The organism is Bacillus sp. NMCC46 (assembly GCF_002998465.1).
Lineage (GTDB): Bacteria > Bacillota > Bacilli > Bacillales > Bacillaceae > Bacillus.
In genome coordinates this window covers 19,942-44,280 of record NZ_PVQZ01000004.1, presented here as the reverse complement: position 1 = coordinate 44,280, position 24,339 = coordinate 19,942, and the positions used below count along the sequence as shown (strand labels likewise).

22 protein-coding genes are annotated in these 24,339 nt (G+C 43.2%); 15 read left to right on the top strand and 7 right to left on the bottom strand.

Features of this window, described 5'->3' with window-relative positions:
* The first annotated feature begins 411 nt into the window (after positions 1–411).
* From pgsB to C6Y01_RS12270, 5 genes are all read left to right on the top strand, one after another.
* Positions 412–1,593, top strand: coding sequence for a poly-gamma-glutamate synthase PgsB (gene pgsB / locus C6Y01_RS12285; protein WP_034660210.1), 1,182 nt, complete (start codon positions 412–414; stop codon positions 1,591–1,593).
* Positions 1,594–1,608: 15 nt separating this feature from the next.
* The gene (pgsC, locus tag C6Y01_RS12280; RefSeq protein ID WP_012011488.1) at positions 1,609–2,058 is read left to right on the top strand and encodes a poly-gamma-glutamate biosynthesis protein PgsC; all 450 of its coding nucleotides are present in this window, start codon (positions 1,609–1,611) and stop codon (positions 2,056–2,058) included.
* Positions 2,059–2,076: 18 nt separating this feature from the next.
* Positions 2,077–3,243: a CapA family protein gene (locus tag C6Y01_RS12275; RefSeq protein ID WP_034660209.1), complete on the top strand. Its 1,167-nt coding sequence runs from the start codon at positions 2,077–2,079 to the stop codon at positions 3,241–3,243.
* Positions 3,240–3,410, top strand: a complete 171-nt coding sequence (edmS, locus tag C6Y01_RS18960) for an extrachromosomal elements maintenance protein EdmS (RefSeq protein ID WP_003213661.1) — start codon at positions 3,240–3,242, stop codon at positions 3,408–3,410. The genes C6Y01_RS12275 and edmS overlap by 4 nt, the downstream gene beginning before the upstream one ends.
* A gap of 106 nt (positions 3,411–3,516) precedes the next feature.
* Positions 3,517–4,740: a C40 family peptidase gene (locus C6Y01_RS12270; protein ID WP_034660208.1), complete on the top strand. Its 1,224-nt coding sequence runs from the start codon at positions 3,517–3,519 to the stop codon at positions 4,738–4,740.
* Positions 4,741–4,796: 56 nt separating this feature from the next.
* On the opposite strand, the gene C6Y01_RS12265 is transcribed toward C6Y01_RS12270, so the two are convergent.
* Both C6Y01_RS12265 and C6Y01_RS12255 read right to left on the bottom strand, forming a co-directional pair.
* Positions 4,797–5,678 carry a Cof-type HAD-IIB family hydrolase gene (locus C6Y01_RS12265; protein ID WP_189318701.1) on the bottom strand — a complete coding sequence of 294 codons (882 nt, stop codon included), beginning with the start codon at positions 5,676–5,678 and terminating at the stop codon, positions 4,797–4,799.
* Between the two features lie 256 nt (positions 5,679–5,934).
* Positions 5,935–6,900, bottom strand: a complete 966-nt coding sequence (locus C6Y01_RS12255; RefSeq protein ID WP_034660205.1) for an LCP family protein — start codon at positions 6,898–6,900, stop codon at positions 5,935–5,937.
* Positions 6,901–7,171: 271 nt separating this feature from the next.
* Between C6Y01_RS12255 and C6Y01_RS12250 the strand changes: the two genes are divergently transcribed.
* Together C6Y01_RS12250 and C6Y01_RS12245 are read left to right on the top strand one after the other, a co-directional pair.
* Positions 7,172–8,536: a sugar porter family MFS transporter gene (locus C6Y01_RS12250; RefSeq protein WP_095285705.1), complete on the top strand. Its 1,365-nt coding sequence runs from the start codon at positions 7,172–7,174 to the stop codon at positions 8,534–8,536.
* A 137-nt stretch (positions 8,537–8,673) separates the two neighbouring features.
* On the top strand, positions 8,674–10,071 hold the full coding sequence (locus C6Y01_RS12245) for a bifunctional glycosyltransferase family 2 protein/class I SAM-dependent methyltransferase (protein WP_106038351.1): 1,398 nt from the start codon (positions 8,674–8,676) through the stop codon (positions 10,069–10,071).
* Positions 10,072–10,083: 12 nt separating this feature from the next.
* Here C6Y01_RS12245 and C6Y01_RS12240 read toward each other — a convergent pair whose 3' ends face one another.
* The 5 genes from C6Y01_RS12240 to kduI all read right to left on the bottom strand — a co-directional run bounded on the left by C6Y01_RS12240 (position 10,084) and on the right by kduI (position 15,507).
* Positions 10,084–11,229, bottom strand: coding sequence for a Ger(x)C family spore germination protein (locus C6Y01_RS12240; protein WP_034660201.1), 1,146 nt, complete (start codon positions 11,227–11,229; stop codon positions 10,084–10,086).
* Positions 11,226–12,326 (bottom strand): GerAB/ArcD/ProY family transporter, encoded by a 1,101-nt coding sequence (locus tag C6Y01_RS12235; RefSeq protein WP_034660200.1) that lies wholly within the window; start codon positions 12,324–12,326, stop codon positions 11,226–11,228. Before C6Y01_RS12235 ends, C6Y01_RS12240 begins: the two co-directional genes overlap by 4 nt.
* Positions 12,327–12,329: 3 nt before the next feature.
* Positions 12,330–13,796 carry a spore germination protein gene (locus tag C6Y01_RS12230; protein ID WP_034660198.1) on the bottom strand — a complete coding sequence of 489 codons (1,467 nt, stop codon included), beginning with the start codon at positions 13,794–13,796 and terminating at the stop codon, positions 12,330–12,332.
* A gap of 105 nt (positions 13,797–13,901) precedes the next feature.
* Positions 13,902–14,675, bottom strand: coding sequence for a 2-dehydro-3-deoxy-D-gluconate 5-dehydrogenase KduD (kduD, locus tag C6Y01_RS12225; protein WP_106038255.1), 774 nt, complete (start codon positions 14,673–14,675; stop codon positions 13,902–13,904).
* 4 nt (positions 14,676–14,679) lie between these two features.
* Positions 14,680–15,507, bottom strand: a complete 828-nt coding sequence (gene kduI / locus C6Y01_RS12220; RefSeq protein WP_066031644.1) for a 5-dehydro-4-deoxy-D-glucuronate isomerase — start codon at positions 15,505–15,507, stop codon at positions 14,680–14,682.
* A gap of 262 nt (positions 15,508–15,769) precedes the next feature.
* Here kduI and C6Y01_RS12215 point away from each other — a divergent pair, with 262 nt between their 5' ends.
* The 8 genes from C6Y01_RS12215 (at position 15,770) to C6Y01_RS12180 (ending at position 24,314) form a co-directional block, all read left to right on the top strand.
* A complete protein-coding gene (locus tag C6Y01_RS12215) occupies positions 15,770–16,780 on the top strand; it encodes a LacI family DNA-binding transcriptional regulator (RefSeq protein ID WP_095285707.1) in 1,011 nt (336 codons plus the stop codon).
* A gap of 85 nt (positions 16,781–16,865) precedes the next feature.
* Positions 16,866–17,882, top strand: a complete 1,017-nt coding sequence (locus C6Y01_RS12210) for a sugar kinase (protein WP_034660193.1) — start codon at positions 16,866–16,868, stop codon at positions 17,880–17,882.
* The gene (locus C6Y01_RS12205; protein WP_034660192.1) at positions 17,854–18,453 is read left to right on the top strand and encodes a bifunctional 4-hydroxy-2-oxoglutarate aldolase/2-dehydro-3-deoxy-phosphogluconate aldolase; all 600 of its coding nucleotides are present in this window, start codon (positions 17,854–17,856) and stop codon (positions 18,451–18,453) included. Before C6Y01_RS12210 ends, C6Y01_RS12205 begins: the two co-directional genes overlap by 29 nt.
* Before the next feature lie 118 nt (positions 18,454–18,571).
* On the top strand, positions 18,572–19,027 hold the full coding sequence (locus tag C6Y01_RS12200; protein WP_034660191.1) for a GNAT family N-acetyltransferase: 456 nt from the start codon (positions 18,572–18,574) through the stop codon (positions 19,025–19,027).
* 91 nt (positions 19,028–19,118) lie between these two features.
* Positions 19,119–20,096: a sugar-binding protein gene (locus tag C6Y01_RS12195; protein WP_106038350.1), complete on the top strand. Its 978-nt coding sequence runs from the start codon at positions 19,119–19,121 to the stop codon at positions 20,094–20,096.
* The gene (locus C6Y01_RS12190) at positions 20,093–21,535 is read left to right on the top strand and encodes a sensor histidine kinase (RefSeq protein WP_095285709.1); all 1,443 of its coding nucleotides are present in this window, start codon (positions 20,093–20,095) and stop codon (positions 21,533–21,535) included. The genes C6Y01_RS12195 and C6Y01_RS12190 overlap by 4 nt, the downstream gene beginning before the upstream one ends.
* Positions 21,529–22,947, top strand: a complete 1,419-nt coding sequence (locus C6Y01_RS12185; RefSeq protein WP_095285710.1) for a response regulator transcription factor — start codon at positions 21,529–21,531, stop codon at positions 22,945–22,947. Before C6Y01_RS12190 ends, C6Y01_RS12185 begins: the two co-directional genes overlap by 7 nt.
* Before the next feature lie 101 nt (positions 22,948–23,048).
* The gene (locus C6Y01_RS12180; protein ID WP_106038254.1) at positions 23,049–24,314 is read left to right on the top strand and encodes an ABC transporter substrate-binding protein; all 1,266 of its coding nucleotides are present in this window, start codon (positions 23,049–23,051) and stop codon (positions 24,312–24,314) included.
* Positions 24,315–24,339: the final 25 nt, after the last annotated feature.

The window sequence follows — 24,339 nt, the reverse complement described above, 5'->3', positions numbered from 1 at the left end:
ACTTTCTAACCTGTTCCTTCAAAAATCGAAAACATTCCAAAACACGCACTATTCATTTAAAGCGCTGATATGACTGATGTTATAGAGTTTAAAGGGCTATAAAACATTGATTCAAAATACATCTTAATAATTGTCAAAAAATTTAGGGAGAAAAGGACAAAAGATTTTCCGATGCTTGATGGTAACGCTTTCTCTTGATTGAAGCCGAAATTCATATCGATTTTTGTCCGCCTTTTGGCCTTTTCATTTAAAGAAGAGCTAGGCAAATCCGCCTTCTGATTAGAGGAATTTGGCATACGAGGAAGTGAAAGATTATGTTACATAATACCGATTGTGATTTTATGCTGAACCTATATACTGTTGATTGAATTTACATATCACACTCATAAAAAAAGGAGATGTAGATAAGCGATGTGGTTAATCGTTATAGCCTGTGTCATCATGTTAGGGATTGGCTTTATTGAAAAGAAGCGTCACCAGAAAAATATCGATGCCTTGCCGGTGCGCGTCAATATTAATGGTATTCGCGGAAAGTCTACCGTTACAAGATTGACAACCGGTATCTTAATGGAGGCAGGTTATAAAACTGTCGGCAAAACAACGGGAACAGATGCAAGAATGATTTATTGGGATACGCCAGAGGAGAAACCGATTAAAAGGAAACCGCAAGGACCGAATATCGGTGAGCAGAAGGAAGTTATGAGAGAAACCGTTGAAAGAGGAGCAAATGCCATCGTCAGTGAATGTATGGCAGTAAATCCAGATTACCAAATTATCTTTCAGGAAGAGCTGCTTCAAGCGAATATTGGCGTGATCGTAAACGTTCTTGAAGATCATATGGACGTAATGGGGCCGACACTTGATGAAATAGCAGAAGCCTTTACAGCGACAATTCCTTACAATGGACACTTGGTTATTACGGATAGTGAATATACGGAATTCTTTAAAGAGATTGCGAAAAAACGCAACACAGAAGTCATTGTTGCAGATAATTCCAAGATTTCTGATGAGTATTTACGGAAATTTGAGTACATGGTCTTCCCAGATAATGCCTCACTTGCACTTGGTGTTGCACAGGCATTAGGAATTGATGAAGATACGGCATTCAGAGGAATGTTAAATGCGCCACCTGATCCAGGAGCGATGAGAATTCTTCCATTAATGGACGCGAAAACACCTGGACACTTTGTAAATGGTTTTGCGGCAAATGACGCATCATCTACATTGAACATTTGGAAGCGTGTGAAAGAGATTGGATATCCAACAGATGAACCGATTATTATCATGAACTGCCGTGCGGATCGTGTAGATAGAACGATCCAGTTTGCGGAGGATGTACTTCCTTATATTGAAGCAAGTGATCTTGTCTTGATTGGTGAAACAACAGATCCAATTGTGAAGGCATATGAGGATGGGAAAATTCCGGCTGACCACTTACACAACCTTGAATATCAATCTACAGAAGAAATTATGAATATGCTTGAGAAAAAGCTTCATAATCGAGTGGTTTATGGAGTCGGCAATATTCATGGTGCCGCTGAACCGTTAATCGAAAAAATTCAAGAATACAAAATTAAGCAGCTTGTCAGCTAGGAGGAAATATAGAAAATGTTCGGATCAGATCTTTATATCTCGTTAATTTTAGGTGTTCTACTTAGTTTAATCTTTGCAGAAAAAACAGGAATCGTACCAGCTGGACTTGTTGTCCCAGGTTATCTGGCGCTTGTATTTAACCAGCCAGTCTTTATTTTAGTCGTCTTATCTGTCAGCTTGCTTACGTATGTCATCGTTCGCTTTGGTCTATCGAAATTTATGATTTTATACGGACGCAGAAAGTTTGCTGCGATGCTGATTACAGGGATCGCCTTAAAGCTTGTATTTGATTTCTTCTATCCAGTGGTTCCATTTGAAATAGCAGAATTCCGCGGAATCGGTATTATCGTTCCTGGATTGATTGCAAATACGATTCAAAAGCAAGGTCTTACGATTACCCTTGGAAGCACGTTACTTCTAAGTGGTGCAACATTTGCCATCATGTATGTTTACTATCTATTTTAAGATAAGGTGTGTCCAATGATGAATAAAAAATTGAGCTTTCAGGAAAAGCTGCTGAAAATCACAAAGAACCAAAAGAAAAAGACGAATAAACACGTACTGATTGCTTTACCGATTGTCATTGCTTGTACATTTCTATTTACGTTTATCGGGAAAGCACAAGTGCCAACTGTACAAAAGAATCCAGAAAACATCCTGACCGCTTCGTTTGTCGGTGACATTATGTTTGGAAGAAACGTAGAGAAAGTAACAGACCGTTATGGAAAACAGCATCTCTTTCGTTACGCCAAGCCATATTTTGATGTGTCAGATTATGTGACTGGTAACTTTGAGCATCCAGTCGCATCAGATAAAGAACAAGCGGCACAAAAGAATATTCATTTGAAAACAGACGAAGATTCTGTCAAAGCATTGAAGGATTTGAATTTCTCTGTATTAAACTTTGCGAATAACCATGCGGCAGACTATGGTGAAAAAGGGCTGAACAACACGATTGATGCCTTTGAACATGCTGGCATGGATTATACAGGCGCAGGCCGTAACCTTCAGGATGCGAAGCAGAACATTTCGTACAAAGAAGTAAATGGTGTCAAAATCGCTACACTTGGTTTTACTGATGTGTATGGGAAAGATTTTAAAGCAACGAATCGCCAGGCGGGTATCTTGCCAGCCGATCCATCTATCTTTATTCCGATGATCTCGCAGGCTGCTGAAAAGGCAGATATCGTCGTTGTTCATGCTCACTGGGGACAGGAGTACAACAATGAGGTAAACGATAGACAAAGAGAATTGGCAAGAGCGATGTCAAAAGCTGGTGCTGATATCATTATCGGTGCTCATCCGCACGTTCTTGAGCCAATGGAAGTCTATAACGGTACGGCGATCTTCTATAGCTTAGGGAACTTTATTTTTGACCAAGGCTGGTCAAGAACACGTGATTCTGCACTTGTTCAGTATCATCTGAATGAAGATGGAAAAGCGACATTTGAAGTTGTCCCAATGTACATCAAGGAAGCAACACCTGCTCCGGTTAAAGCAGGATCTTTTGAATCAAAATCCATTATCCGTATGCTGACAAATGGTACGAATGCGGATTGGAAAGAAAAAGACGGACACATTTTCTTTGAAGTAGATCACGCTGATAAAGTTAAACACTTAAAAGAAAACGGAGGGAAAGAGAAGAAATGAAATTCCTAAAAGCAAGCTGGCCGTTTGTTGCGTTAATTTTAGTCTTTGTCTTTATGTCTGCTTTTAAATTTAGTGACAGCCTCACAGATCATGAAAAACAAAAGATCTCGGTTGAAATGCAGAAAATCGAACAGCAAAAGCAGTCAAAAACGGAAGCAAGTAAATAATTTTAAAGAGCATAGAGGGCGCGCATTGCGTGCTCTTTTTTGTCGAAAAAAGGTGTAAAATGAAAGGTGTCATGCCGAAACTATAGAAGAAAGGAGGGGAAAGATCATGAAATGGAAAGAAATATTGATTGGTGGGTGTGCGCTCGTAGGGCTGATGTTCATGTCTCAATCAGAAGTATCTGCTCAAACAGCGTCTCCTTTGGAGCAAGCGGAAAAGCTGATCGGAACACCTTATCATAAAGGAGGAACCGATCCAAAAACGGGCTTTGACGCATCTGGATTGATTCAATATGTGTACAAGACATCAGGAGCATTTGATTTGCCGCGGAAGGTGATCGACCAGTATCAGATTGGGGAAAAGGTATCATGGGACAAAGCGCAGCCCGGTGACCTTGTATATTTCCGCAGCATTGAAGAAACAAAGGATATCCCGACACATGTGGCGTTGTACGCTGGTAACGATCAGATCATCCACATCACGCTCAGTCAAGGTGTGGTGAAAACAGATGTCAGCAAAAGCAAATACTGGACAGACCGATTTTATGCAGTCAAACGACTGCCCGGTACACCGGAAATCTCTGATGACCGTCTTGTGAAAGATGCGATGAAATATTTAGGTATTCCTTATGTATTTGGTGCAGCAGACCCTAAGGTTGGCTTTGATTGTTCAGGCTTTTTACAATATTTATTTGAAAAATCACTAGGGATTTATTTACCTCGAAGTGCTGAACAGCAGTGGATAGTTGGAGAAAAAGTGGCATTAGCGGATATACGTCCAGGGGATTTTGTCTTTTTTAGCAACACATATAAGCGAGGTATTTCTCATGTAGGGATGTATATTGGGGGCGATCGTTTTATTCATGCGAGCCGTTCGGAAAGTGTCACGATTTCTTATTTGTCTGAATCGTATTGGCGCGAGAAATGGACAGGTGCGAAACGATTAACGGACCTGAAATTATCAAAAGAAGATCCGGTTGTATCAAAAGCGGCAACGTATATTGGGGAAGTCCCTTATGTCAAAGGCGGGACGAATCCAGAAGAGGGATTTGACACAGCAGGGTTCACACAATACGTGTATCGAGAAGTGCTTGGTATTGATCTGCCTCGCTATGCGTCAGGTCAAGTCAAGACAGGTACGCCTGTGAAACGTTCGGAGCTGAAGCCAGGAGATCTCGTTTTCTTTAGTGGAACGTCATTGGTGCCGGCGATTTATGCAGGGTCAAATCAAGTCATTCATGTGACCGTCTCAAATGGTGTCGTGCTTACGAATATGAAAACAAGTACGTACTGGAAGGATAAGTATGAGACGGCTGTTAGAATCAAAAAATAAAGAAAAAGCCCGATCCACGCTCGTATCGGACTTCTAGACTTCTCTCTAGGCGCTGATCAGACTAGCGTCTTTTTTTCGTGGAATTGATTTTGTAAAAGCAGATCAATAAAGTAAGCAACACCGTCTTCATGATTGCCTTTTGTGATGTAGGTGCTCTTTTCTTTAATAACATCTACGGCATTTCCCATTGCAATGCGGTGGCTTGCTTCCTCAAACATGGATAGATCGTTGGGGCTGTCGCCAATCGCATAAATATGTGAGCGGTCTACGCCATAATGAGCTGCGAGCTTTTTGAGAGCATGTCCTTTCCCAGACTCTTTTGGCAGTACCTCAATGATATGTTTTCCAGAAGAGGTCAATGAAAGCTCAGGCATTTCCGCTAGAAGATTTCGTGCTTCCTGTAGTTTGTTCATATCAAATGAGAAGCAGAGTAATTTATAGGTCGCTTCATTCGACTCAAAAATCTGGCGAATATCATCTACTGGTTTGATGCCAAATTGTTTGAATTGAGTCATCGCTCCTTCCCATAAATCAGCTACATCCTCATTTGAGTTCGCACTTTTGATGACATCAAATTCTGCTTTCAGCTTCTCTTTTCCATCAAAAGGAGAGAGGAGCGCATCGTCCGTATAGACCTCAAAGTAAATGTTTCGTTCTACTAATGCCTTAGCCGCTTGTTTTCCTGCTTCTTGGTCAAGTGTGATACGGCTGAAAAGTTCGTATCCTTCGGTATGAACGGTTCCGCCGTTTGCTGCAATAATGGGGATGTCCAAATCGCCAAGCAGTTCCTTTACATCAAAAGTCGCCCGCCCTGTACAGATGGTGACAATATATCCCGCTTCCTTCGCACGAATCAATGCCTCCCGGTTTTGAACAGATATTTCACTTTTTGTATTTAAAAGTGTACCGTCTAAATCAATCGCAATCATTTTTTTCATCGCTGTCAAATCCTCCTTCATGCATGCAATAGCCTTTTTAAAGTATGTACGATTTCCTTCATTCTCATGAGCAATGGGATGCTTGTTCCTCTCTATCAAGGCTAAACAAAAATGATCGAATGATCAAGGGAATAAGCCAAAGGGTTAAAATCTACATCATCGTCTACACGCTGAAAAGAAGACAAAGAGCTAAAATAAAAACCATTTTAGCCCTTTGTCAACAAACAGAAAGCGCCCCCTTAGGGACGCTTTCTGTTTATGATAATTCAAGCTGTTTCTTCAATTCAGTCTTCACTTCGTTTAGCTGGTTTTGATCCAATTGGTAATAATAAACCCCGTTTGGCTGGTAATCAGAGCCTTTTAGCTGAATGGTATCAACCGATTTCAATGACGTCAGAAGCGGGAACAGCCCGACTAGCTCTTTCATTGAAAGATTGGTTGAGACATTCTCACCAAGTGTATCAATGATATTGTCATATGACGGAATAGACGTTAACGATTTTGATTTATCAAAAATGGCTTTTAATACTTCCATTTGACGCTGTCCGCGCATTAAATCACTATCTGCCTTTCTTGTTCTCACATATGCGAGAGCTTGATCACCGTCTAGTGTATGAGTTCCTGTTTGAAGCTGTACCTTGCCCTTTGTATCTTTTAGAACCTGTTTGACCACATATTCATCCTTGACGTTAATAGAGACTCCGTTTAGTTCATTGACGATCTCTTTAAATGCTTTGAAATTACTTTGGATCACAAAATCAACCGGAATATCTAGTAAATCTTCGACTGTACTCAAGGTTAAATCTGCACCGCCAAATGCGTGTGCATGTGTAATTTTGTCATAGCCATGCCCTGGAATATTCACATATGAGTCCCTTGGAATGCTTAATAATTTCACGGTTTTATTTGTACGATTGACTGTTGCTAAGACCATTGCGTCGCTTCGTGCCTGTTTCACTGTTTCGCCCGGTCTGCTGTCAATGCCAAGCAGCAAGACAGAAAAGCTGTCTTTCCCAGGATCGAATGCTTCAATCCTTTTGACAGATTGAGCGCCGCGATCTAAAGATACTTGCGCTTTTTTGGCAGCGCTTGTCACTTTATAGTAGGCATAGCCTGTGACAGAAGCGGTTGTCAGTAAAAGAATACCGACTATAAATAGAGTGACTTTCACCCATGGCTTTAAACGCTTTTTTCCTTTGCGTTTGCTTCTTGATTGATCCATATATTTTAAACCCTCGCTATGATTTTTATAGTAAAGATGTCCTTCTTTTTGCTTACAAACTAAAACAAATATACCTTAAAACGGGATATAGTGCGACATTTTTTTCACTAACGCTTAATTGACGTTTTCTTATCTTAAAAAGTTTCAATGATACGCAAATGAAATATATTTGTCATAAAACATCGAAATGTTTGAAATGACAGGAAGTGAGGAAAATGATTTTCCAAAGAGAAACATCCAGTACATACAGAACAAAAGAGGGGTTATGAACATGAAAAATCGGAATGGATGGCTTTATTTCTTCGGCGCACTTGGCGGCGCCTTATATGGCTATGATACAGGTGTCATTTCTGGCGCCATCTTATTTATGAAAGAGGATTTAGGGTTAAACGCGTTTACAGAGGGACTTGTTGTCAGCTCGATTTTAATCGGGGCGATGCTCGGTTCCTCTCTTTCTGGAAAGCTGACAGACCAATTCGGGCGGAAAAAAGCCATCATCGCCGCAGCGATTTTGTTTATTATCGGCGGATTTGGTACAGCCCTTGCTCCGAATACGGAAGTGATGGTCTTATTCCGAATTGTACTAGGGCTTGCTGTCGGTTGCTCGACAACGATTGTTCCCTTATATTTATCTGAACTTGCTCCAAAGGAATCTCGAGGTGCACTGTCCTCATTAAACCAGCTCATGATCACATTTGGTATTCTTCTCGCCTATATTGTGAACTACGCTTTAGCGGATGCAGAGGCATGGCGCCTGATGCTTGGAATTGCGGTCGTGCCTTCTGTGCTTTTATTATGTGGGATTTTGTTTATGCCGGAAAGTCCCCGCTGGCTGTTTGTCCATGGACAGGCAGACCGTGCGAAAGAGATATTATCTAAACTCAGAAAGAGTAAGCAAGAAGTTGAAGAAGAAATTTCAGATATTCAACAGGCAGAAAGTGAAGAAAAAGGCGGTTTTAAGGAATTATTTGAGCCATGGGTACGCCCAGCATTAATTGCTGGTGTCGGTCTTGCCTTTCTGCAGCAGTTTATCGGAACCAATACAATTATTTACTATGCACCAAAAACATTCACAAGCGTTGGCTTTGGTAATTCAGCGGCAATTTTAGGAACCGTCGGAATTGGGGCAGTGAATGTCGTCATGACGTTTGTGGCGATTAAAATCATTGACCGTGTAGGGCGTAAAGCGCTGCTCTTATTTGGAAATGCTGGCATGGTCCTAAGTTTAATTGTCCTGTCAGTGGTCAATCGATTTTTCGAGGGGTCAACAGCTGCAGGATGGACAACCATTATTTGTTTAGGACTCTTCATCGTCATCTTTGCTGTCAGCTGGGGTCCAGTCGTTTGGGTGATGCTTCCGGAGCTGTTCCCGGTACATGTAAGAGGAATCGGTACAGGCGTCTCTACTTTCCTCCTTCATACAGGGAATTTAATCATCTCGCTTACATTCCCAGCTCTATTAAGCGCGATGGGTATCAGTAATCTTTTTCTCATTTACGCGGTCATCGGCGTAGGCGCCTTCTTGTTTGTGAAATATATGGTGACTGAAACGAAAGGGAAAAGTCTTGAAGAAATTGAAGAAGATTTAAAAAAGAGGAACCGTGCCGTCACAGGTGAGGAAGGAAAAACGGTGTGAACAACGACCAGCTGCCCGCATGCAGCTGGTTTTTCTTTGTTAAACAAACGTTTAATCAAGAAAGGACAATCTCTCATCTTCTGAACGTGCTGCATATGACATACATATGGAACAGGCGAGCGAAAGGTGGAAATGAGATGAAAGGGAAAACGAGCATTGTCATGCTGACGTACAATGAACTGCATTTAACGAAAAAATGTATCGACAGCATCAAGCACCATACCCGAAGTGACCAATATGAACTCATCATCGTTGATAATGCGTCAACCGACGGTACGAAGGAATATGTGAGAGAACTGAAAGATGTGATTTTCATTGAAAACACAGAGAATCAAGGCTTTGCAAAGGGATGTAATCAAGGAGCGAAAAAAGCGACAGGAGATAGCATTCTCTTTTTAAATAACGACACGATCGTAACGGAAAACTGGCTTTCTCCATTAAAAGAGGCGTTATTTGCATCAGAACGTATTGGGATGGTAGGACCAGTCTCCAATTATGTGAGCGGTCCTCAAATGGTCGAGCCATCGTATACAGATGTGAAGGAGCTCTCAGTATTTGCGAAGAATTATACGGCTGCGAAAAAAGGTCAGAGAACTTATGTACATCGACTTGTGGGGTTTTGTCTGCTTGTGAAAAGAGAGCTCATTGAAGAGGTGGGGTTATTTGATGAGCGGTTCGTGTATGGATCTTTTGAGGATGACGATCTTTGTTTGAGATCCTTGCTAAAGGGATATCAGCTGCAAATCGTCCACGATTCATTTGTGCATCATCACGGTCATGCAACCTTTCGTGCGAATCAAGAAACGAACATCTCTACACTGTTTGCTGAGAACAGGCTTCGGTTTTTAGATAAATGGGGCATTGATCTCAATCTGATGACCCCCCATCCGTACTTTGCGGCTTTGCTGCCTGAAGACGCTGTATGTGTGCTTGATGTGGGATGCGGTGCAGGGGCCACAGGGCTTGAACTAATGAATCGGCAGTCTGTTGAAATGTACGGGGTAGAGAAAGATCCATTAAAAGCAGCCATTGCAAAGGCATATTATGAAGAAGTCATCGAGGCAAAAGCAGATGAATACCCGTGGTTAGAGAAAAAAGCTTTTTTTGATGCGATTATTTTTTCTGATGTTTTAGAGCATGTGTCAGATCCTTGGCACATCATTGAACAAGCGCACGCATCTTTAAAACCGGGCGGTGTGGTCATTTGCTGCCTGCCAAACATGATGCATGCGGAGGTGCTTCTCCCGTTAATGACAGGGGATTTTACGTATCAAGATGCAGGGATTTTAGACCGAGGCCACCTGAGGTTCTTCACACTAAACACGATGCGTGCACTTTTCCCAGACTATTTGTTTGAACGGGTGATCGAGCAGCGGATCAATGTTCAGATTGATCAAAACGTCCAATTGTTTTTTGACGAGGTGGCGAGAGTAGGAGCGTCACTTGGCTTTCAAACAAAAGCGTTGTCTGATCAAGTGACTCTATATCAGCTTTTAATTGTCGTGCGTAAAAAAGGCGGCTCCCCTTCGGGATAACCGCCTTTTGCATTACCATTTGAAGCTTTTTGTTGCGCCTTCTGCCCCAAAGTTTAAAATGCTGACTTTGACATCATATTCGATATCCGCTTCTTGAAAGAGCGTATCCCACTCGTTTCGATGCTTTTCCCAATAGTCAGGGTATTTAATACGGAAATGCTTGCTTAAAAAGATAGGATCAACGCCTACTTCATTTTGCATATGACTCACTGCTTTTTGAATGTGTCCTTTAATTTTCTTAGAGAAAATCTGCTCAAATCGTTTGATGTACTGCTCATCGTATGAATTTTCAGGAGGGTATTGATCCTCTGATAATTTTCCATTTGTTTGTATGCAAATTTTAAAGGAAATTTTCCCATTGTTCAGATAGGGTTCAACCTTGGTTTTTGATTTCTTAATTTCATACGTGATCGGAAAGTCTTTGTAGGTGGCAGGTACAACACCGCCTGATATCCGGTCCATCACCCAGTTTAAAGATTGGACATCCTTCGAAGGGATGAAGCCAATCAGTTTTCGTGTTTTTCCATCTATAATTCCTGCCCCATCATAAATAAGTTCACCGTTTATCGCATCTACACTTTGTACAAGGAAGCTAATGCCCATCTGAAAGTAATCGGACGCCCGGCCAATACGTGTTGGCAGCAAAATTTTCCCATTAAAGCTTCGGTTTTTAGATGTTTCAAAGATATTCTCAACCGGAACCTTTTGCTGAGATTTCAATTTTTGGTTGATCACTTTTGACGCATCATTTCGTGACACGAGAAGATAGCTGCTTCGCCTAACCTCATCATCTCGTATAAAGTGATTGAGCGTTCCTTGAATATCGTGATGCTCTGCTTGATTTTTGCCGAACAAGAAGATTTTCAGATGATCACTATAGATCGGCGGGTCCTTTAAGGCGACATTACTGACAGCCTCCAGCACATTTTTCCCTTTTGAGACGACATTCACATAGCCAGGAGAATCGGCTTCTTGTGTTCCGCCTGTTTTCGGTACAAGGTTTTGGTAGGTCAGCTTAACTCCATTCTCATCTTCCTCATCAATACCAACACCGCGTACAAACGATAGTTTTTCAATATCCTTTAAATCCCAGCACCCTGATGATAAAAGGATAAGACAGCAGGATAAAAAGATGAACAATACACGCCTTCCTCTCATGCAGAACGACCTCCCCATTTTTTACGTATCATCAGCAGAACAGCTGTAATAAAAGGAATGGCTAAAACCGCGAACAATGCGTAGCCGAGTAAAGTAGAGTAGTAAAAAACTTCATTGATATTTCTCGGAAATAAAGAGAGGGCAGAGGTAATCAAAAACAGCAGCCAAAGCAGTCTCGTTACATTGGTCGTCTTAAAGACTGTGTGGCACCCTTTAATGGCAAATTGGAAAAAGCCAAGCATACAAATGAACTGCTGGCAAGTCCAGATCGTCAGTAAAAAAATATCAAACCGTTCAATGAAGACCCCTTCAAGTTCTAGTGCTTGAATGAGGGAGACAGTGGGCCAGGTGAGGGATTTCGTTTCTCCAACGGTCATGGAACCAATCACAATAAAGAGCGTGAGAGAATAGATAAGTGAGGTAATTCCGACCCCGATCGCAGCGGCCCATTTCGCCTTCGACCATTTGTCTTTATAAATGAGTGGTACAACAAACAAAATGACCTCAAAGCCTGTAAATTGAATAAATGTTTGAGAGAACAAATTACTGAAATCTTTAAACCCGTTCGCCATCACCGGGCGTAAGTAATCAAAATCGAATATTTTCAAACTAAACAGCATGAGCCCAATATAAATGATCATCGTCATCGGATATATGTATGTCACCATTTTCACTATTGGAAAGATACCACTTTTCAAATGATAGATCGCCACAAGAAGAAAAATCATCACAATCACTGCCATAGGAGTCGATTCCAGCAGGAAAAATTGGACCACTTCCCCGAGGACACGCGCTTCAAAGCCGACAATGCCTAGTAAATAAGCGATCAGCATTAAATTAAAGATCGTGCCAAAGAATGCACCGGCTCCTTTTTTATTTGACTCAAAAATGGTGTCCGGCGCATTTTTTTCAGCAATCCATCCTAACAAAAAAGCAACGAAAGCAAAGATGACTCCCTGTATTAATACAATGATCCAGCCATCAGGGAACCCTGAATTGGCAGAACTGCGTGGAATGGTTAAAATTCCAGCGCCTATCATTGTAGAGCTGCACAGAATGGTGACTTGTAACAATGATAGCTTCTCAGCTCTGTACATCGTTTAATCTCCTTGTCTTTTGAGATTTTTTATTTTTGCTGTTTTCGGTCTCGATTTAAATAGCCCAATTGGTAAACGTACGTACGTATCCTTTAAATCTGAAAACGGTGAAGATAAAACAGGTGTGAAATAGTCAAAACCAAAGGTCTTTAATTGCATCAGGTGACAAAGCACAAATAAATAACACATGATCAAGCCGTATAACCCAAGCATCGCTGAACTGAAAATGGCCATAAAACGCAAGATGCGCAGCGGGAAACTAAAGTCATACGAAGGGGCAGTGAAATCGGCCAATGCGGTCAGCGACACGATAATCACCATTAACGCACTGACGATATTGGCTTGGACAGCCGCCTGACCAATGATGACGCCGCCAATGAGCCCAATCGTCTGCCCGATGGCTCTAGGAAGCCGAAGTCCAGCTTCTCGCAGCAGCTCAATCGTAAAAGACATAAGAATCGCCTCGACAACAGGAGGAAACGGAACATTCTGCCTGCTGCCTGCAATGGTGAGTGCCATTCGTGTTGGTAATAAACCGGGGTGATATGAGACAAGAGCGATGTAGAGCCCTGGTAAAAAAATCGTTAACAGTACGGCAAAATAACGGAGTAGGCGCAAAAGAGTCGCACTTGTCCATCTTTGGTAATAATCCTCCGGTGATTGCATCAAGGCTGTAAGTGTCATAGGCATGATGAGGGCAAAAGGTGTGCCGTCGAGCAAAATGGAGACTTTGCCTTCAAGCACGGATGCGATCACCCTGTCTGGACGTTCTGTATTTTGAATCTGCGGAAAAATGGAGATATGGCTGTCCTCAATCAGCTGTTCAATATAGCCGGTTTCAGGGATGTCATCCATTTTGATTTCGGTCATGCGTGATAAAATATCTTCTACTAATTTGGGATCAACAATATCACGAACGTACACAAGGGCAGCAGACTTTTTATTGCGAGTACCTACATTTATCTTTTGAATGACAAGGTTAGGGTCGTTTGCCCGCTCACGGATTAAAGCTGTGTTTTTTTCAAGATTTTCAATAAAACCGATCCGCGGCCCTCTTACAAGGACTTCCGATTGCGGCTCTTCTACTTCTCTAAATTGAAAAAGGTTCGTTTGGAGCGCAAGTGCTTGCGTTGCTCCATTTACAAATAAAATAGCCCTGCCGTTATATAACTGCTCGATGGCAAGGTTCATATCTTCCAGCACGTCATTTTGAATGCCAAAGAACGTTTTAGACAGGGACGGAAGCGTAGTAGAATCAACCTCGGTGATGTCCAGTTCCTTTTGCATGGGTGAAATGATTTGCTTGGAAAGCATCTCAAATTCTGTGAGTCCTTCAACGTACATGAGACATGCAGAGATAGCAGAAGGGCCAAATGAAAATGAGTGGAACACGATATCATCACTTTTCCCGGCAAAGCTTTTGACACGCTTGATGACGGACGCTATATCTTGTTCAATACGACTTTTCATAATACCTCACCCTCATGTCATGTTTTTTATAGAGTGACTCGATAGGAGGAGAATTATGCAAATAGAAAAAAGAGAATCCCTGCAAATAGGAATTCTCTCGTGTGTTTATCTGGCAAGCCAGCCGCCATCAACAGCTAAAATATGACCGTTCATATAATCAGAGGCTGGTGAGCTAAGGAAAACAGCAGCGCCGGCTAGATCCTCGGGCTTACCCCAGCGCCCGGCGGGGATTCGTTTGAGTATCTCTTCATTTCGATTTCCATCGTCTCGAATGGCTTGCGTGTTATTGGTCGCAATGTAACCAGGAGCGATCGCATTCACTTGTATATGCTGGTTCGCCCATTCGTTTGCAAAGGCCTTCGTCAGCCCTGCGACTGCGTGTTTACTTGCTGTATAAGCGGGGACAAAGACGCCGCCTTGAAACGAAAGAAGGGAGGCGATATTGACGATTTTCCCTTGCCTGTTTTTCAGCATCTGCTGTCCAACCCTTTGGGTGAGGAAAAAGAGACTATTGATATTCACATCCATGACCGTATGCCAATCTTCCTCTGAATAATGAGCGGCCTGCTCTCTTTTAATGGTGCCAGCATTATTGATTAAAATATCGATCGTATGCTTTTGTAACATGGCATCGACAGCCTGCTTTGCCGTTTGAGGGTCGGAAAAGTCAACCTGAACCGCATGAAATGAGTGGCCCGCCTGTTCGACTAGCGCTTTCGTTTCCTCAAGCGGTGTGTGGTGGTATGTGCCGATAATATCTGCGCCTGATCTGGCAAGCGCCACAGCAATGCCCTGCCCAATGCCGGTTCCAGGACCTGTCACAAGGGCTGTTTTGCCTTCAAGAGAAAAGAGGGACGCTACATAGGATGCTGACGTCATCACATTACCTCAGCTGGTCCATTGGGACAAAGTCCATATCTTTGAACGTATAGTTCTCGCCTGCCATCGCCCAAATAAATGAATAATTCGCTGTACCTGATCCTGAATGAATGGACCAGGCAGGAGAAATGACCGCTTCCTCATTGGCGACAACGAGATGTCTTGTTTCAGATGGCTCTCCCATAAAATGAAAGACACGAGCATCCTCTTCGATATCAAGATATAAGTACACTTCCATACGCCGATCATGAATATGAGCGGGCATCGTGTTCCATGTGTTATTTGTTTCCAGCTGAGTGATTCCCATCATGAGCTGACAGCTTTGGATACCGTTTGCGTGGATGACTTGATACAGGTTTCGTACGTTTGAAGCAGACGCTTCCCCTAAGTGATTTGGTGTTAATTCAGCGATGGCTGCTTTTTGTGTAGGGTACGCTTGATGAGCCGTGGCTGATACAAGATAGAACTTGGCCTCTTCGCCTGATGAACTAGCAAACTGTACATCTTCGTGTCCAAGCCCAATATATAAGAAATCTTTATGCTCCAGCACAAAAGCCTCACCATCGACAGTAACCGTTCCTTGTCCGCCGACATTCACAATGCCGATCTCTCGTCTTTCAAGGAAATATTCCGTACGTAAAAAGTCTCCGGCATCTAATTTGAGCGGCTCTGCTGCCGGCATGACTCCGCCAATCACCACGCGATCCTCATGCGAATAGTAGAGCTTTAATTCACCACTGACGAATAGCGTAGGAATATGAAAATGACGACGAAGTTCCTCTGTTGTAAAACGTTTGACCTGCTCAGGGTGTACAGCATAACGATTTTCCATTTGAGATAAGCCTCCCTTTCCATCTGAAACAAAATATTGATGTTTTATTTGGTATCGGTTTCAAGGAAAATTCTAGAGGAAAAAGAGAACGCCGTCAACCGTTATTTTGAAATCGTTTTCTTTTTATTTATTTAGATGATTTTTTGCCCTCTTCATGCAAAAAAATCTTCTGGAATGCATGAAATTATGATATGCTCTTTTTAAGTTATTTGAAATCGGTTTCGAAACAAATGAGAAGATATCGATTGTGGGAGTTTTTTGAATGAAAGAGAAAAAGCAAACGAAAGTCACCATCAACGAAGTGGCCGCTTATGCAGGTGTTTCAAAATCAACTGTATCTAGATATATCAATGGCAGAACAAATGAAATTTCTGCTGATAAGGTAAAAAAAATCAAGAAAGCCATTGAGGAACTCCATTATCGTCCGAGTCAGCTCGCTCAAGGATTGAAAGTAAGAAAAAGCAAGGTCATTGGGTTTATTGTAGCCGACATTACGAATCCATTCTCTGTAGCGACACTTCGCGGTGTCGAAGAAATTTGTGATGAATATGGATACAGCATCATGGTGTGCAACACAGATAACCGTCCAGAAAAAGAACGAGAAATGCTCCTCAAGCTGAATGCGCATTATATTGAAGGGCTCATCATCAATACGACAGGCCAGAACAATGACATTCTGCAGGATTTTAAGAAAAACGGTGTACCGATTGTCCTTGTTGACCGGAAGTTACCTGAACTAAAAGTCGACACAGTGACAACGAATAACCGTGATATCACGATCCGGCTGCTTCAACAAATGTATGAGAAAGGCTATGAGCACATCGCCTTCTTTACTGAGCCGGTCGATGGAATCAGTCCTCGTGAAGAACGAAAAGAAGCATATGAACAGACAGCTATGAGTAAACATAAGCCGTCCATTATTGCAGAAATTGATTTGAAGAAAAAGGAGCAATTGCGAGAAGAGCTTGTCCGTTTTGTACAACTAAACCAACAGAAAAAAGCGATTTTAGCAGCCAATGGATTACTCATGCTGAAGCTGATAAGTGAACTTGTAGAGCTTGGGATAAAGATTCCAGAGGAGATAGGCATTGCAGGGTTTGATGATACAGAATGGTATAAGCTGATTGGGCCTGGAATTACAACGGTTGCCCAGCCATCTCATGAAATGGGGAAAGCCGCAATGCAAAAAATCAAGACACGGCTTGAAGGGGATGAAAGTGCGCCCCAAACCATTCAGCTTGATGGAGAAATCATCGTAAGAAAATCTTTATAAACGATAGAAGAGAAGAGTATACATACGTGCATGCTCTCTCTTTTTCAGCTGATTTGAAACCGGTACCAAGAGAGGGGAGAAATGAGTGAAAGCATTGGATGCGGTCACATTTGGGGAATCAATGGCGATGTTTTACGCAAAAGAAGCCGGAGAGCTTCATCAAGTGCAGACATTTCAAAAGGCGCTTGCTGGTGCCGAAAGTAACGTGGCAGTCGGTTTGGCAAGGCTTGGCTTTGATGTGGGATGGATGAGCAAAGTCGGAGCAGATTCACTTGGCACATTTATTTTAGAAGAGCTTCAAAAAGAAGGGGTCGATACAAGTGCAGTGATCCGTTCAAATGATGGGTCTCAAACAGGGATTTTACTTAAATCAAAAGTGATGGATGGAGACCCTGACGTCACGTATTATCGTAAAGGCTCTGCTGCGAGCACAATGAGTCCAAGCGACTTTCCCGCCAGCTATTTCAAACAGGCAGGACACCTCCATATGACAGGCATTCCGCCTGCATTATCCAGTGAAATGAGAGCGTTTTCTTTTTGTGCTCTTCAAAAAATGAAAGAAGCAGGCAAAACCATTTCATTTGATCCAAACCTTCGGCTGCAGTTATGGGAAGAGGAGGAAGATATGATCCATACGGTGAATCAAATGGCTTTTCAAGTGGATTGGTTTTTTCCGGGGCTTGCAGAAGGGCAAAGGCTCACAGGCTGTCACGAGCCGGAAGAGATTGCCGATGTTTATTTGCAAAAAGGCGTCAAGCTTGTGGTCATAAAGCTCGGTGCAGAAGGTGCCTTTTATAAAAGTGCAGCCAGCCAGGGGATTGTGAGTGGATTTTATGTGCCAGATGTCGTTGATACAGTCGGTGCCGGTGATGGATTTGCCGTGGGGGTCATCAGCGGCTTATTGGACGGTTTATCATATGAAAAATCTGTGACAAGAGGCAATGCTGTAGGAGCTCTTGCGGTGATGTCTCCTGGCGATAAAGACGGACTGCCTACTCGGGAAGAGCTTCAGGCTTTTATGAAAGAAGCCAAACGATATCACAGACGAGAATATATGAAGGGAGATGAAGGATATGGGCAAGTCAGCAAGTTTGAGCGTTAAAGAGCAGCTCGCGGCTTGTAAGCTGATCGCAGTGGTGAGAGCGGGGAGTGAAGCAGAAGGCATTGAGACCATTGAGCGTTTAAAGAAAAAAGGCGTTCGAGCCATTGAAGTGACGTATACCACGCCTAATGCTGAACACATCATCGCGTCCTTTCAGCATGAGCAAGATCTGATTGTAGGAGCAGGCACAATCACAACCCTTGAGCAGGCACAATCAGCCATTGACGCAGGCTCACAATTTATTGTCAGTCCAGGATATCTCCCTGTGATCGGAGAGCATCTCTCATTTCACGACACACTCTATGTACCAGGTGTCCTCACCCCAAGTGAAATCATGCAGGCAAAAGCAGATGGCTACTGCTTGCTCAAGCTTTTTCCAAGCGGTTCCTTCGGTTTATCCTATATGAAAAACTTACAAGGTCCGTTTCCAGAGATTGAATTTATTCCAACGGGCGGTATTCATCCAGCCGATGTGCCAAAATGGCTGAAAGCAGGTGCAGTGGCAGTAGGAGTCGGAAGTCAGCTTGAAAGCAGTACAGCAGAAGAGTTACAAGCGGTACTTTCTTCATAAATAGTTGATATCAAAAGAACAACTGGCGGTTGGATGCCGGTTGTTTGTTCGTTTATCTGACATAACAGCAGGTGAATGCTGACTCTTCACGTACAATGATCGTGAAGGAGTGATAGACATGTACATTCAACAAGATACACTCACGGATGGACAAATAGAGCAGCTGATTACCGCTCATATAGAAGAAATGAAAGAGCATTCCCCGCCAGAAAGCATTCATGCCCTTCCGTTAGCTGATTTGAAAAAGCAAGATGTCACAGTGTGGAGTGTGCGGGAAGGAGAGGAGCTTCTTGGCTGCGGAGCGTTAAAGGAGCTGTCAAGTGATCACGGCGAAATCAAATCAATGAGGACCGCAGCTCTCCATATGCGAAAAGGTGTAGCAAGGTATATGCTGAACCATCTTCTCCAAGAGGCGAAAAGGCGCGGATATTCACGTGTCAGCTTAGAGACAGGTGCGATGTCTTTCTTTGAGCCAGCAAGAAAACTATATGAGAGTGTTGGTTTTTATATTTGCCCGCCTTTCGATTCATATCAAGAAGATCCAAACAGTTTATTTATGACAAAGGAATTATAGAGGTCGAGAGAGTATGCTTATAAGCAGCTCTTTTTTTATGCGCAATATTTGAAAGGGGGAGGATGTGGTGAAAAGATTAAAGTGGATCGGGATGGGCGCCTTTCTCACTTTTTGTGTCGTATCTGTTATTTTTTTAACATTATTAGGTCAAGATTTATTTAAAATTGAAAGCGCTTCCGAAAAAGCGTCATCAACCTATCAATATCACTTTGTCCTTGTACCGGAGGAACTTGATAATGAATATTGGCAGCTGGTACAAAGGGGAGCTGCTGATGCGGCAGCCGTTCATCGCGTGTATCTAGAATATTTGGGTCCGAAGCAAGCAGATATAGACGATCATCTGAAAACCATTGATATGGCGATCGCAGGGCATGTCGATGGCATTATGACGCAGGGACTTGATGCGAAAAAATACAAACCGCTTTTTCAGAAGGCGAGGGAAAAAGGCATTGATGTTGTCACCGTCGATACGGATGCAGAGGGGAGCAAGCGTCAAGTGTATGTAGGCACGGACAATTATTATTCAGGCTTTATCGCAGGACAGGCACTCATCGCAGATACAAAAGGCGAACAGTATGTAGGAATTGTCACAGGCAGGCTTGATGCCGTTCATCAAAAGCAGCGTGTCAAAGGATTTCGAGATGCCGTCGCCGCTGAAAAACGTATTCATATTGCTGGAATAGAAGAATCAGCCATTACGAAGTCAGGGGCCTCCGGTGCCGCGTATAAACTATTAAACGATCATGCGAAGCTCACCGCATTTTACGGCACGAGTGCATTAGATGGTGCAGGCATCATTCAAGCAACAGCACAATATCGATCGTCCACAGATTTTTATGTGCTCGCATTTGACACATTGCCAGATACGATTCAGGCGCTCGATGATGGAAAGATTGATGCAGTGGTTGTTCAGCATCCTTATGAAATGGGCTATCAAGCAGTGAAATCGCTTGTACGTTTGCAGAAAGGTGAAAAAGAAGAACCACTCCAGTACACAGGAACGAGTGTGATTCGGCGCGAGGATCTGCCTCTGCAGCAAACAGACAGAAAGCAGGGTGTGCAGCCATGAGAAGGATTCGAAGTAAGCTGTTATTGGCATTTTTAATCCTTGTGCTCCTTGGCAACGTGGCCGCTTTTTTCGTCTATTGGAGCAGCTCGAACATCACATCAGAATATAGCAGAAGCTTTCGTTCCTTTCTCCTGCTCAATGATATATCGACAGAGGCAAAAACGATGTATGAAAAGGTCAATGCGTATGCGATTGAAAAGGATCGGCAGTTTGCCAAAGAATATCTGGCCTCAAAACAGAAAATGAAATCCTATGATCAGGCATTGCGAAAGGATGCGGGGCTTCATGCGGCGATTCCTTCTATTGAAAAATACCAATATATGATGCGGACGCTCATCAATGAAAGTGATGCGACCATGACACATGTAAAAGAAGGGAAAATCAAAGAATATGCAGCAAGTGTAAAGGAGGTGAGAACCGTCTCCTCCTACATACAAGAGCAAACGATGACCCTGCTTGATGATGAATTGTCTGAGTATCAAGTACTCTATCAATCTCTGCAAAAAAGACACCAAACCTATGCACTCTTTACCTTATGTTTGTTTACGCTGTCCATTGGGGTCGCATTATGGATGGCGTATATGATTGCTGGAGGGATATCAAGGCCGATCGTCCATCTGTCTCGAAGCGTAAAGGAAGTATCAGAAGGGAATTTTGATGGAGCGGACTTGCATGTCACCTCAAAGGATGAAATTTCTGTATTAAATGAGGCCTTTCAGCGAATGCGTCAAGAGATGAAAATGATGATTGAAGAGATGAAACAAAAGGCAGCCTTAGATCAAAAAATCAAAGACATGAAGCTGAAAACGCTGCAAAACCAAATGAATCCACATTTTTTATTTAATACATTAAACATCGTCTCACGCATGGCTTACTTAGAATCAGCGGATGCCACATCGAGGTTGATCCAATCCGTTTCCACGCTGATGCGGTATTCGCTGTCAGCTCTGAGTGCATCTGTTACGTTGGAGCAAGAAGTAAAAGTGGTCAAAGAATATTTTCATATACAAGAAACAAGATTTGCCGATCGTATTACATGCAAAACGACCATAGATGAATCATGTTTATCTGTACATATCCCAAGTCTCACCTTACAGCCGCTTGTCGAAAATGCCTTTATTCATGGCGTTGAACCAAAGGAGGAAGACGGGCTTGTCGAACTCTCGATCTATCAAGAAGGCGGCTATGTGATGATTCGGATTCGGGACAATGGGATGGGGATCAATGAACAAGAGATAAGGAGATTGCTATCAGAAAAAGAAGAGGAAAGTCCAAACACCTTAAGTAAAGGGCACTCGACAGGGATCGGTCTTCGAAATGTGATGTCAAGGCTGCATTTGTTTTACGGGGTAAAAGATGCCCTGCAAATTGACTCAAAGCCAAACGAAGGCACCACCATTCAATTGGCTATTCCGATGAAGGAGGGATCGGCATGCTGAACGTGCTGATTGTGGATGATGAAAAAATAGAACGACTAGCGATGCGGAAATTCATGACCGATTGGCTTCCAGAGTGTCATATATCAGGAGAAGCTGAAAATGGAAAGAAGGCGGTTGAATTCGTGCGAACTGAGCCCGTTCATCTTGTGCTCATGGATATTCAGATGCCTGGAATGGACGGATTGACAGCGATCAAGCAGATCAAAGCGAGCAGTCCTCATACAAAATTCATTATGCTGACAGCGTACGATACGTTCGATTATGCCAAGCAAGCGATGCAGGAAGGGGTGAAGCAATATCTCGTTAAACCGGCTGACAAAGATGAAACCATCGCCGCCATTCGAACGGTTGCGGCAGAGATTCAGCAGGAGGCGTCTCAGCGGCAGGCGGTGGCGGCCGGTCAGCAGTCAAAGTGGCTCGAAGCTCATGTCATAAATGGTCAGTCTTATACCTCCATGGAGTTTCAACAAATGTTTCACGAATATGAAGCAGGTCTTGTCATCGCTGTTCAGCGGACAATCGGGGATCAGCTGTTGATTGATTTACAGACATCTCCCCTTTTTCATACGGTACCGATTCAGGTGAGTGGTGAGCTGTTTACATGCCTCATTTATCGCCACCAAGCGCCTGGTCAGTTAAAGGCAGATGTGCTGCATGCGATTCGAACTGCCACAACAAACGATCAGCCTTCACCTGTCGTTGGCATGGGACACCCGGTCTCAAACCCGCTTTATCTTCAGAAAAGTGCAGCAGAGGCGAAGCTTTCCTATTATCAGCGGAAAAAGAGTCCCGGCGTTGTTCGTTATGGTTTTTACCAAACAGAAGAACAGTCCCATCCATTGATCCATCTGCCGGAGCTTGCAGACGATATGATGCAGGCACTGGAAGAAGGGAGAAGAGAGGATGCGCTGGCTTTATTCGATGCCTTTGAACTGGAGGGAGCGACCATCTCACAACTAAAAGAGCTGCTGATTTTATTTAAATCACGGCTCCGAGCAGACTGGCCAATATTAACGATCAGCACCGCAGCTGAATGCCGTGAGTGCTGTGAACATTTATTTGATGTGTATGAAGCGAGAACCCAGACCGTGAATGACATTGAGCGGGCAAAACGCTACATCAAAACGCATTTTTGTGAACAGATCACGCTTGAGCAGACTGCCGCCTATGTTGATTTAAGTCCAACCTATTTCACAAAGCGCTTTAAAGACGAGACAGGGCTGACATTTAAAGAGTATGTGACAACCTGCCGGCTGGATAAAATCAAAAAGCTTCTCAAAGACAGCTCGCTTAGTTTAAAAGAAATTACCTATCAGGCAGGATATACAGACCCCAATTACGTCAGCCGTGTGTTTAAGAAGATGGTCGGCTGTTCACCGAAGGAATATCGAAAACAAACCGTAAAAAAGTGAAGAATTTCATAAAAAAGTGAAGAAGTTTGCTGAAAAAAAGCGAGGATCTGCCATTATACTTATTTTGATAACGCTTACAAAATAGGGATGGGGGATCAATCATGAAGTTCAAATTAGGTTTTACGCTGTTAGCGCTCTGTATGCTTATCGTCACTGCCTGTAGTTCATCGACCAACTCAGATGCAAAAAAAGAGGGCCGAGCAGAGAAACTAGACATTTTCTCTTGGTGGACTGGAGCAGGTGAGGAGGACGGACTGAAAGCACTCATTCAATTGTTTGAAGAGAAAAATAAAGACATCCCAATTGAAAATGCAGCCGTCGCAGGTGGTGCTGGTACAAATGCAAAGGCTGTTCTGACTAGCCGGATGCAAGGGAATGACCCGCCAGCTACGTTCCAAGTACATGGCGGAGCGGAGCTGAATGAGAGCTGGGTCGCAGCAGGCAAAATGGAGCCGCTGGATGATCTATATGAAAAAGAAGGCTGGAAGGACAAATTTCCGGAATCACTCATCGACCTTGTCAGCAAAGATGGGAAAATCTATTCAGTACCAGTGAATATTCACCGAGGCAATGTGCTTTGGTATAACAAGAAGGTATTTGATGATGCAGGCTTAGAGCCGCCAACGACCTTTGATGAATTTTTCAAAACAGCAGATGCCTTAAAGAAAAAAGGCATTACACCGCTTGCACTTGGTGATAAAGAGCCTTGGGCAGCGACGCATTTGTTTGAGAGTGTGCTGCTCGGCGTTTTAGGCGCTGACGGATATCAAAAACTTTGGGCTGGCGACATGAAAATGGATGACGCAAAAGTGAAGGAAGCGGCAGACATCTTTGGACGTATGCTTGAATATGTCAATGATGACCACAGCTCACGTAACTGGCAGGATGCCTCGCAGCTCGTGGCAAAAGGAGAAGCAGCAATGAATGTCATGGGCGACTGGGCGAAGGGGTACTTTGTGAATGATCTCGATCTGAAGGTGAATGAAGACTTTGGATACGCGGCGACTCCTGGAACAGAGGGAAGCTTTATGGTGATCACCGATACATTCGGACTGCCAAAGGGCGTGAAACAGCCAGAAAACGTGAAGAAATTCTTATCTGTTTTAGGATCTGTCGAAGGACAGGATGCATTTAATCCGCTGAAGGGGTCGATACCGGCACGTGTAGATGCAGATGTCTCAAAATATGATGAATACGGAAAATCGGCGATGAAAGCATTTAAAGAATCAAAGCTGGCGCCGTCTCTCGCACATGGTTCAGCTGCTGAAGAAGGGTTTGTGACAAAAGCGAATCAAGCCGTAAATATCTTCGTCACGCAAAAAGACAGCAGCCAGTTTGTTTCATCTTTAAAAGATTCAATGAAATAAAGACGAGGAGGCGGCGGCTAAGCAC

What these genes read in the sequence shown, in the direction of transcription:
- pgsB (WP_034660210.1), top strand. Translation starts at nt 412, where the DNA reads ATGTGGTTAATCGTTATAGCCTGTGTCATCATGTTAGGGATTGGCTTT.
- pgsC (WP_012011488.1), top strand. Translation starts at nt 1,609, where the DNA reads ATGTTCGGATCAGATCTTTATATCTCGTTAATTTTAGGTGTTCTACTT.
- C6Y01_RS12275 (WP_034660209.1), top strand. Translation starts at nt 2,077, where the DNA reads ATGAATAAAAAATTGAGCTTTCAGGAAAAGCTGCTGAAAATCACAAAG.
- edmS (WP_003213661.1), top strand. Translation starts at nt 3,240, where the DNA reads ATGAAATTCCTAAAAGCAAGCTGGCCGTTTGTTGCGTTAATTTTAGTC.
- C6Y01_RS12270 (WP_034660208.1), top strand. Translation starts at nt 3,517, where the DNA reads ATGAAATGGAAAGAAATATTGATTGGTGGGTGTGCGCTCGTAGGGCTG.
- C6Y01_RS12265 (WP_189318701.1), bottom strand. Translation starts at nt 5,678, where the DNA reads ATGAAAAAAATGATTGCGATTGATTTAGACGGTACACTTTTAAATACA.
- C6Y01_RS12255 (WP_034660205.1), bottom strand. Translation starts at nt 6,900, where the DNA reads ATGGATCAATCAAGAAGCAAACGCAAAGGAAAAAAGCGTTTAAAGCCA.
- C6Y01_RS12250 (WP_095285705.1), top strand. Translation starts at nt 7,172, where the DNA reads ATGAAAAATCGGAATGGATGGCTTTATTTCTTCGGCGCACTTGGCGGC.
- C6Y01_RS12245 (WP_106038351.1), top strand. Translation starts at nt 8,674, where the DNA reads ATGAAAGGGAAAACGAGCATTGTCATGCTGACGTACAATGAACTGCAT.
- C6Y01_RS12240 (WP_034660201.1), bottom strand. Translation starts at nt 11,229, where the DNA reads ATGAGAGGAAGGCGTGTATTGTTCATCTTTTTATCCTGCTGTCTTATC.
- C6Y01_RS12235 (WP_034660200.1), bottom strand. Translation starts at nt 12,326, where the DNA reads ATGTACAGAGCTGAGAAGCTATCATTGTTACAAGTCACCATTCTGTGC.
- C6Y01_RS12230 (WP_034660198.1), bottom strand. Translation starts at nt 13,796, where the DNA reads ATGAAAAGTCGTATTGAACAAGATATAGCGTCCGTCATCAAGCGTGTC.
- kduD (WP_106038255.1), bottom strand. Translation starts at nt 14,675, where the DNA reads ATGACGTCAGCATCCTATGTAGCGTCCCTCTTTTCTCTTGAAGGCAAA.
- kduI (WP_066031644.1), bottom strand. Translation starts at nt 15,507, where the DNA reads ATGGAAAATCGTTATGCTGTACACCCTGAGCAGGTCAAACGTTTTACA.
- C6Y01_RS12215 (WP_095285707.1), top strand. Translation starts at nt 15,770, where the DNA reads ATGAAAGAGAAAAAGCAAACGAAAGTCACCATCAACGAAGTGGCCGCT.
- C6Y01_RS12205 (WP_034660192.1), top strand. Translation starts at nt 17,854, where the DNA reads ATGGGCAAGTCAGCAAGTTTGAGCGTTAAAGAGCAGCTCGCGGCTTGT.
- C6Y01_RS12200 (WP_034660191.1), top strand. Translation starts at nt 18,572, where the DNA reads ATGTACATTCAACAAGATACACTCACGGATGGACAAATAGAGCAGCTG.
- C6Y01_RS12195 (WP_106038350.1), top strand. Translation starts at nt 19,119, where the DNA reads ATGGGCGCCTTTCTCACTTTTTGTGTCGTATCTGTTATTTTTTTAACA.
- C6Y01_RS12190 (WP_095285709.1), top strand. Translation starts at nt 20,093, where the DNA reads ATGAGAAGGATTCGAAGTAAGCTGTTATTGGCATTTTTAATCCTTGTG.
- C6Y01_RS12185 (WP_095285710.1), top strand. Translation starts at nt 21,529, where the DNA reads ATGCTGAACGTGCTGATTGTGGATGATGAAAAAATAGAACGACTAGCG.
- C6Y01_RS12180 (WP_106038254.1), top strand. Translation starts at nt 23,049, where the DNA reads ATGAAGTTCAAATTAGGTTTTACGCTGTTAGCGCTCTGTATGCTTATC.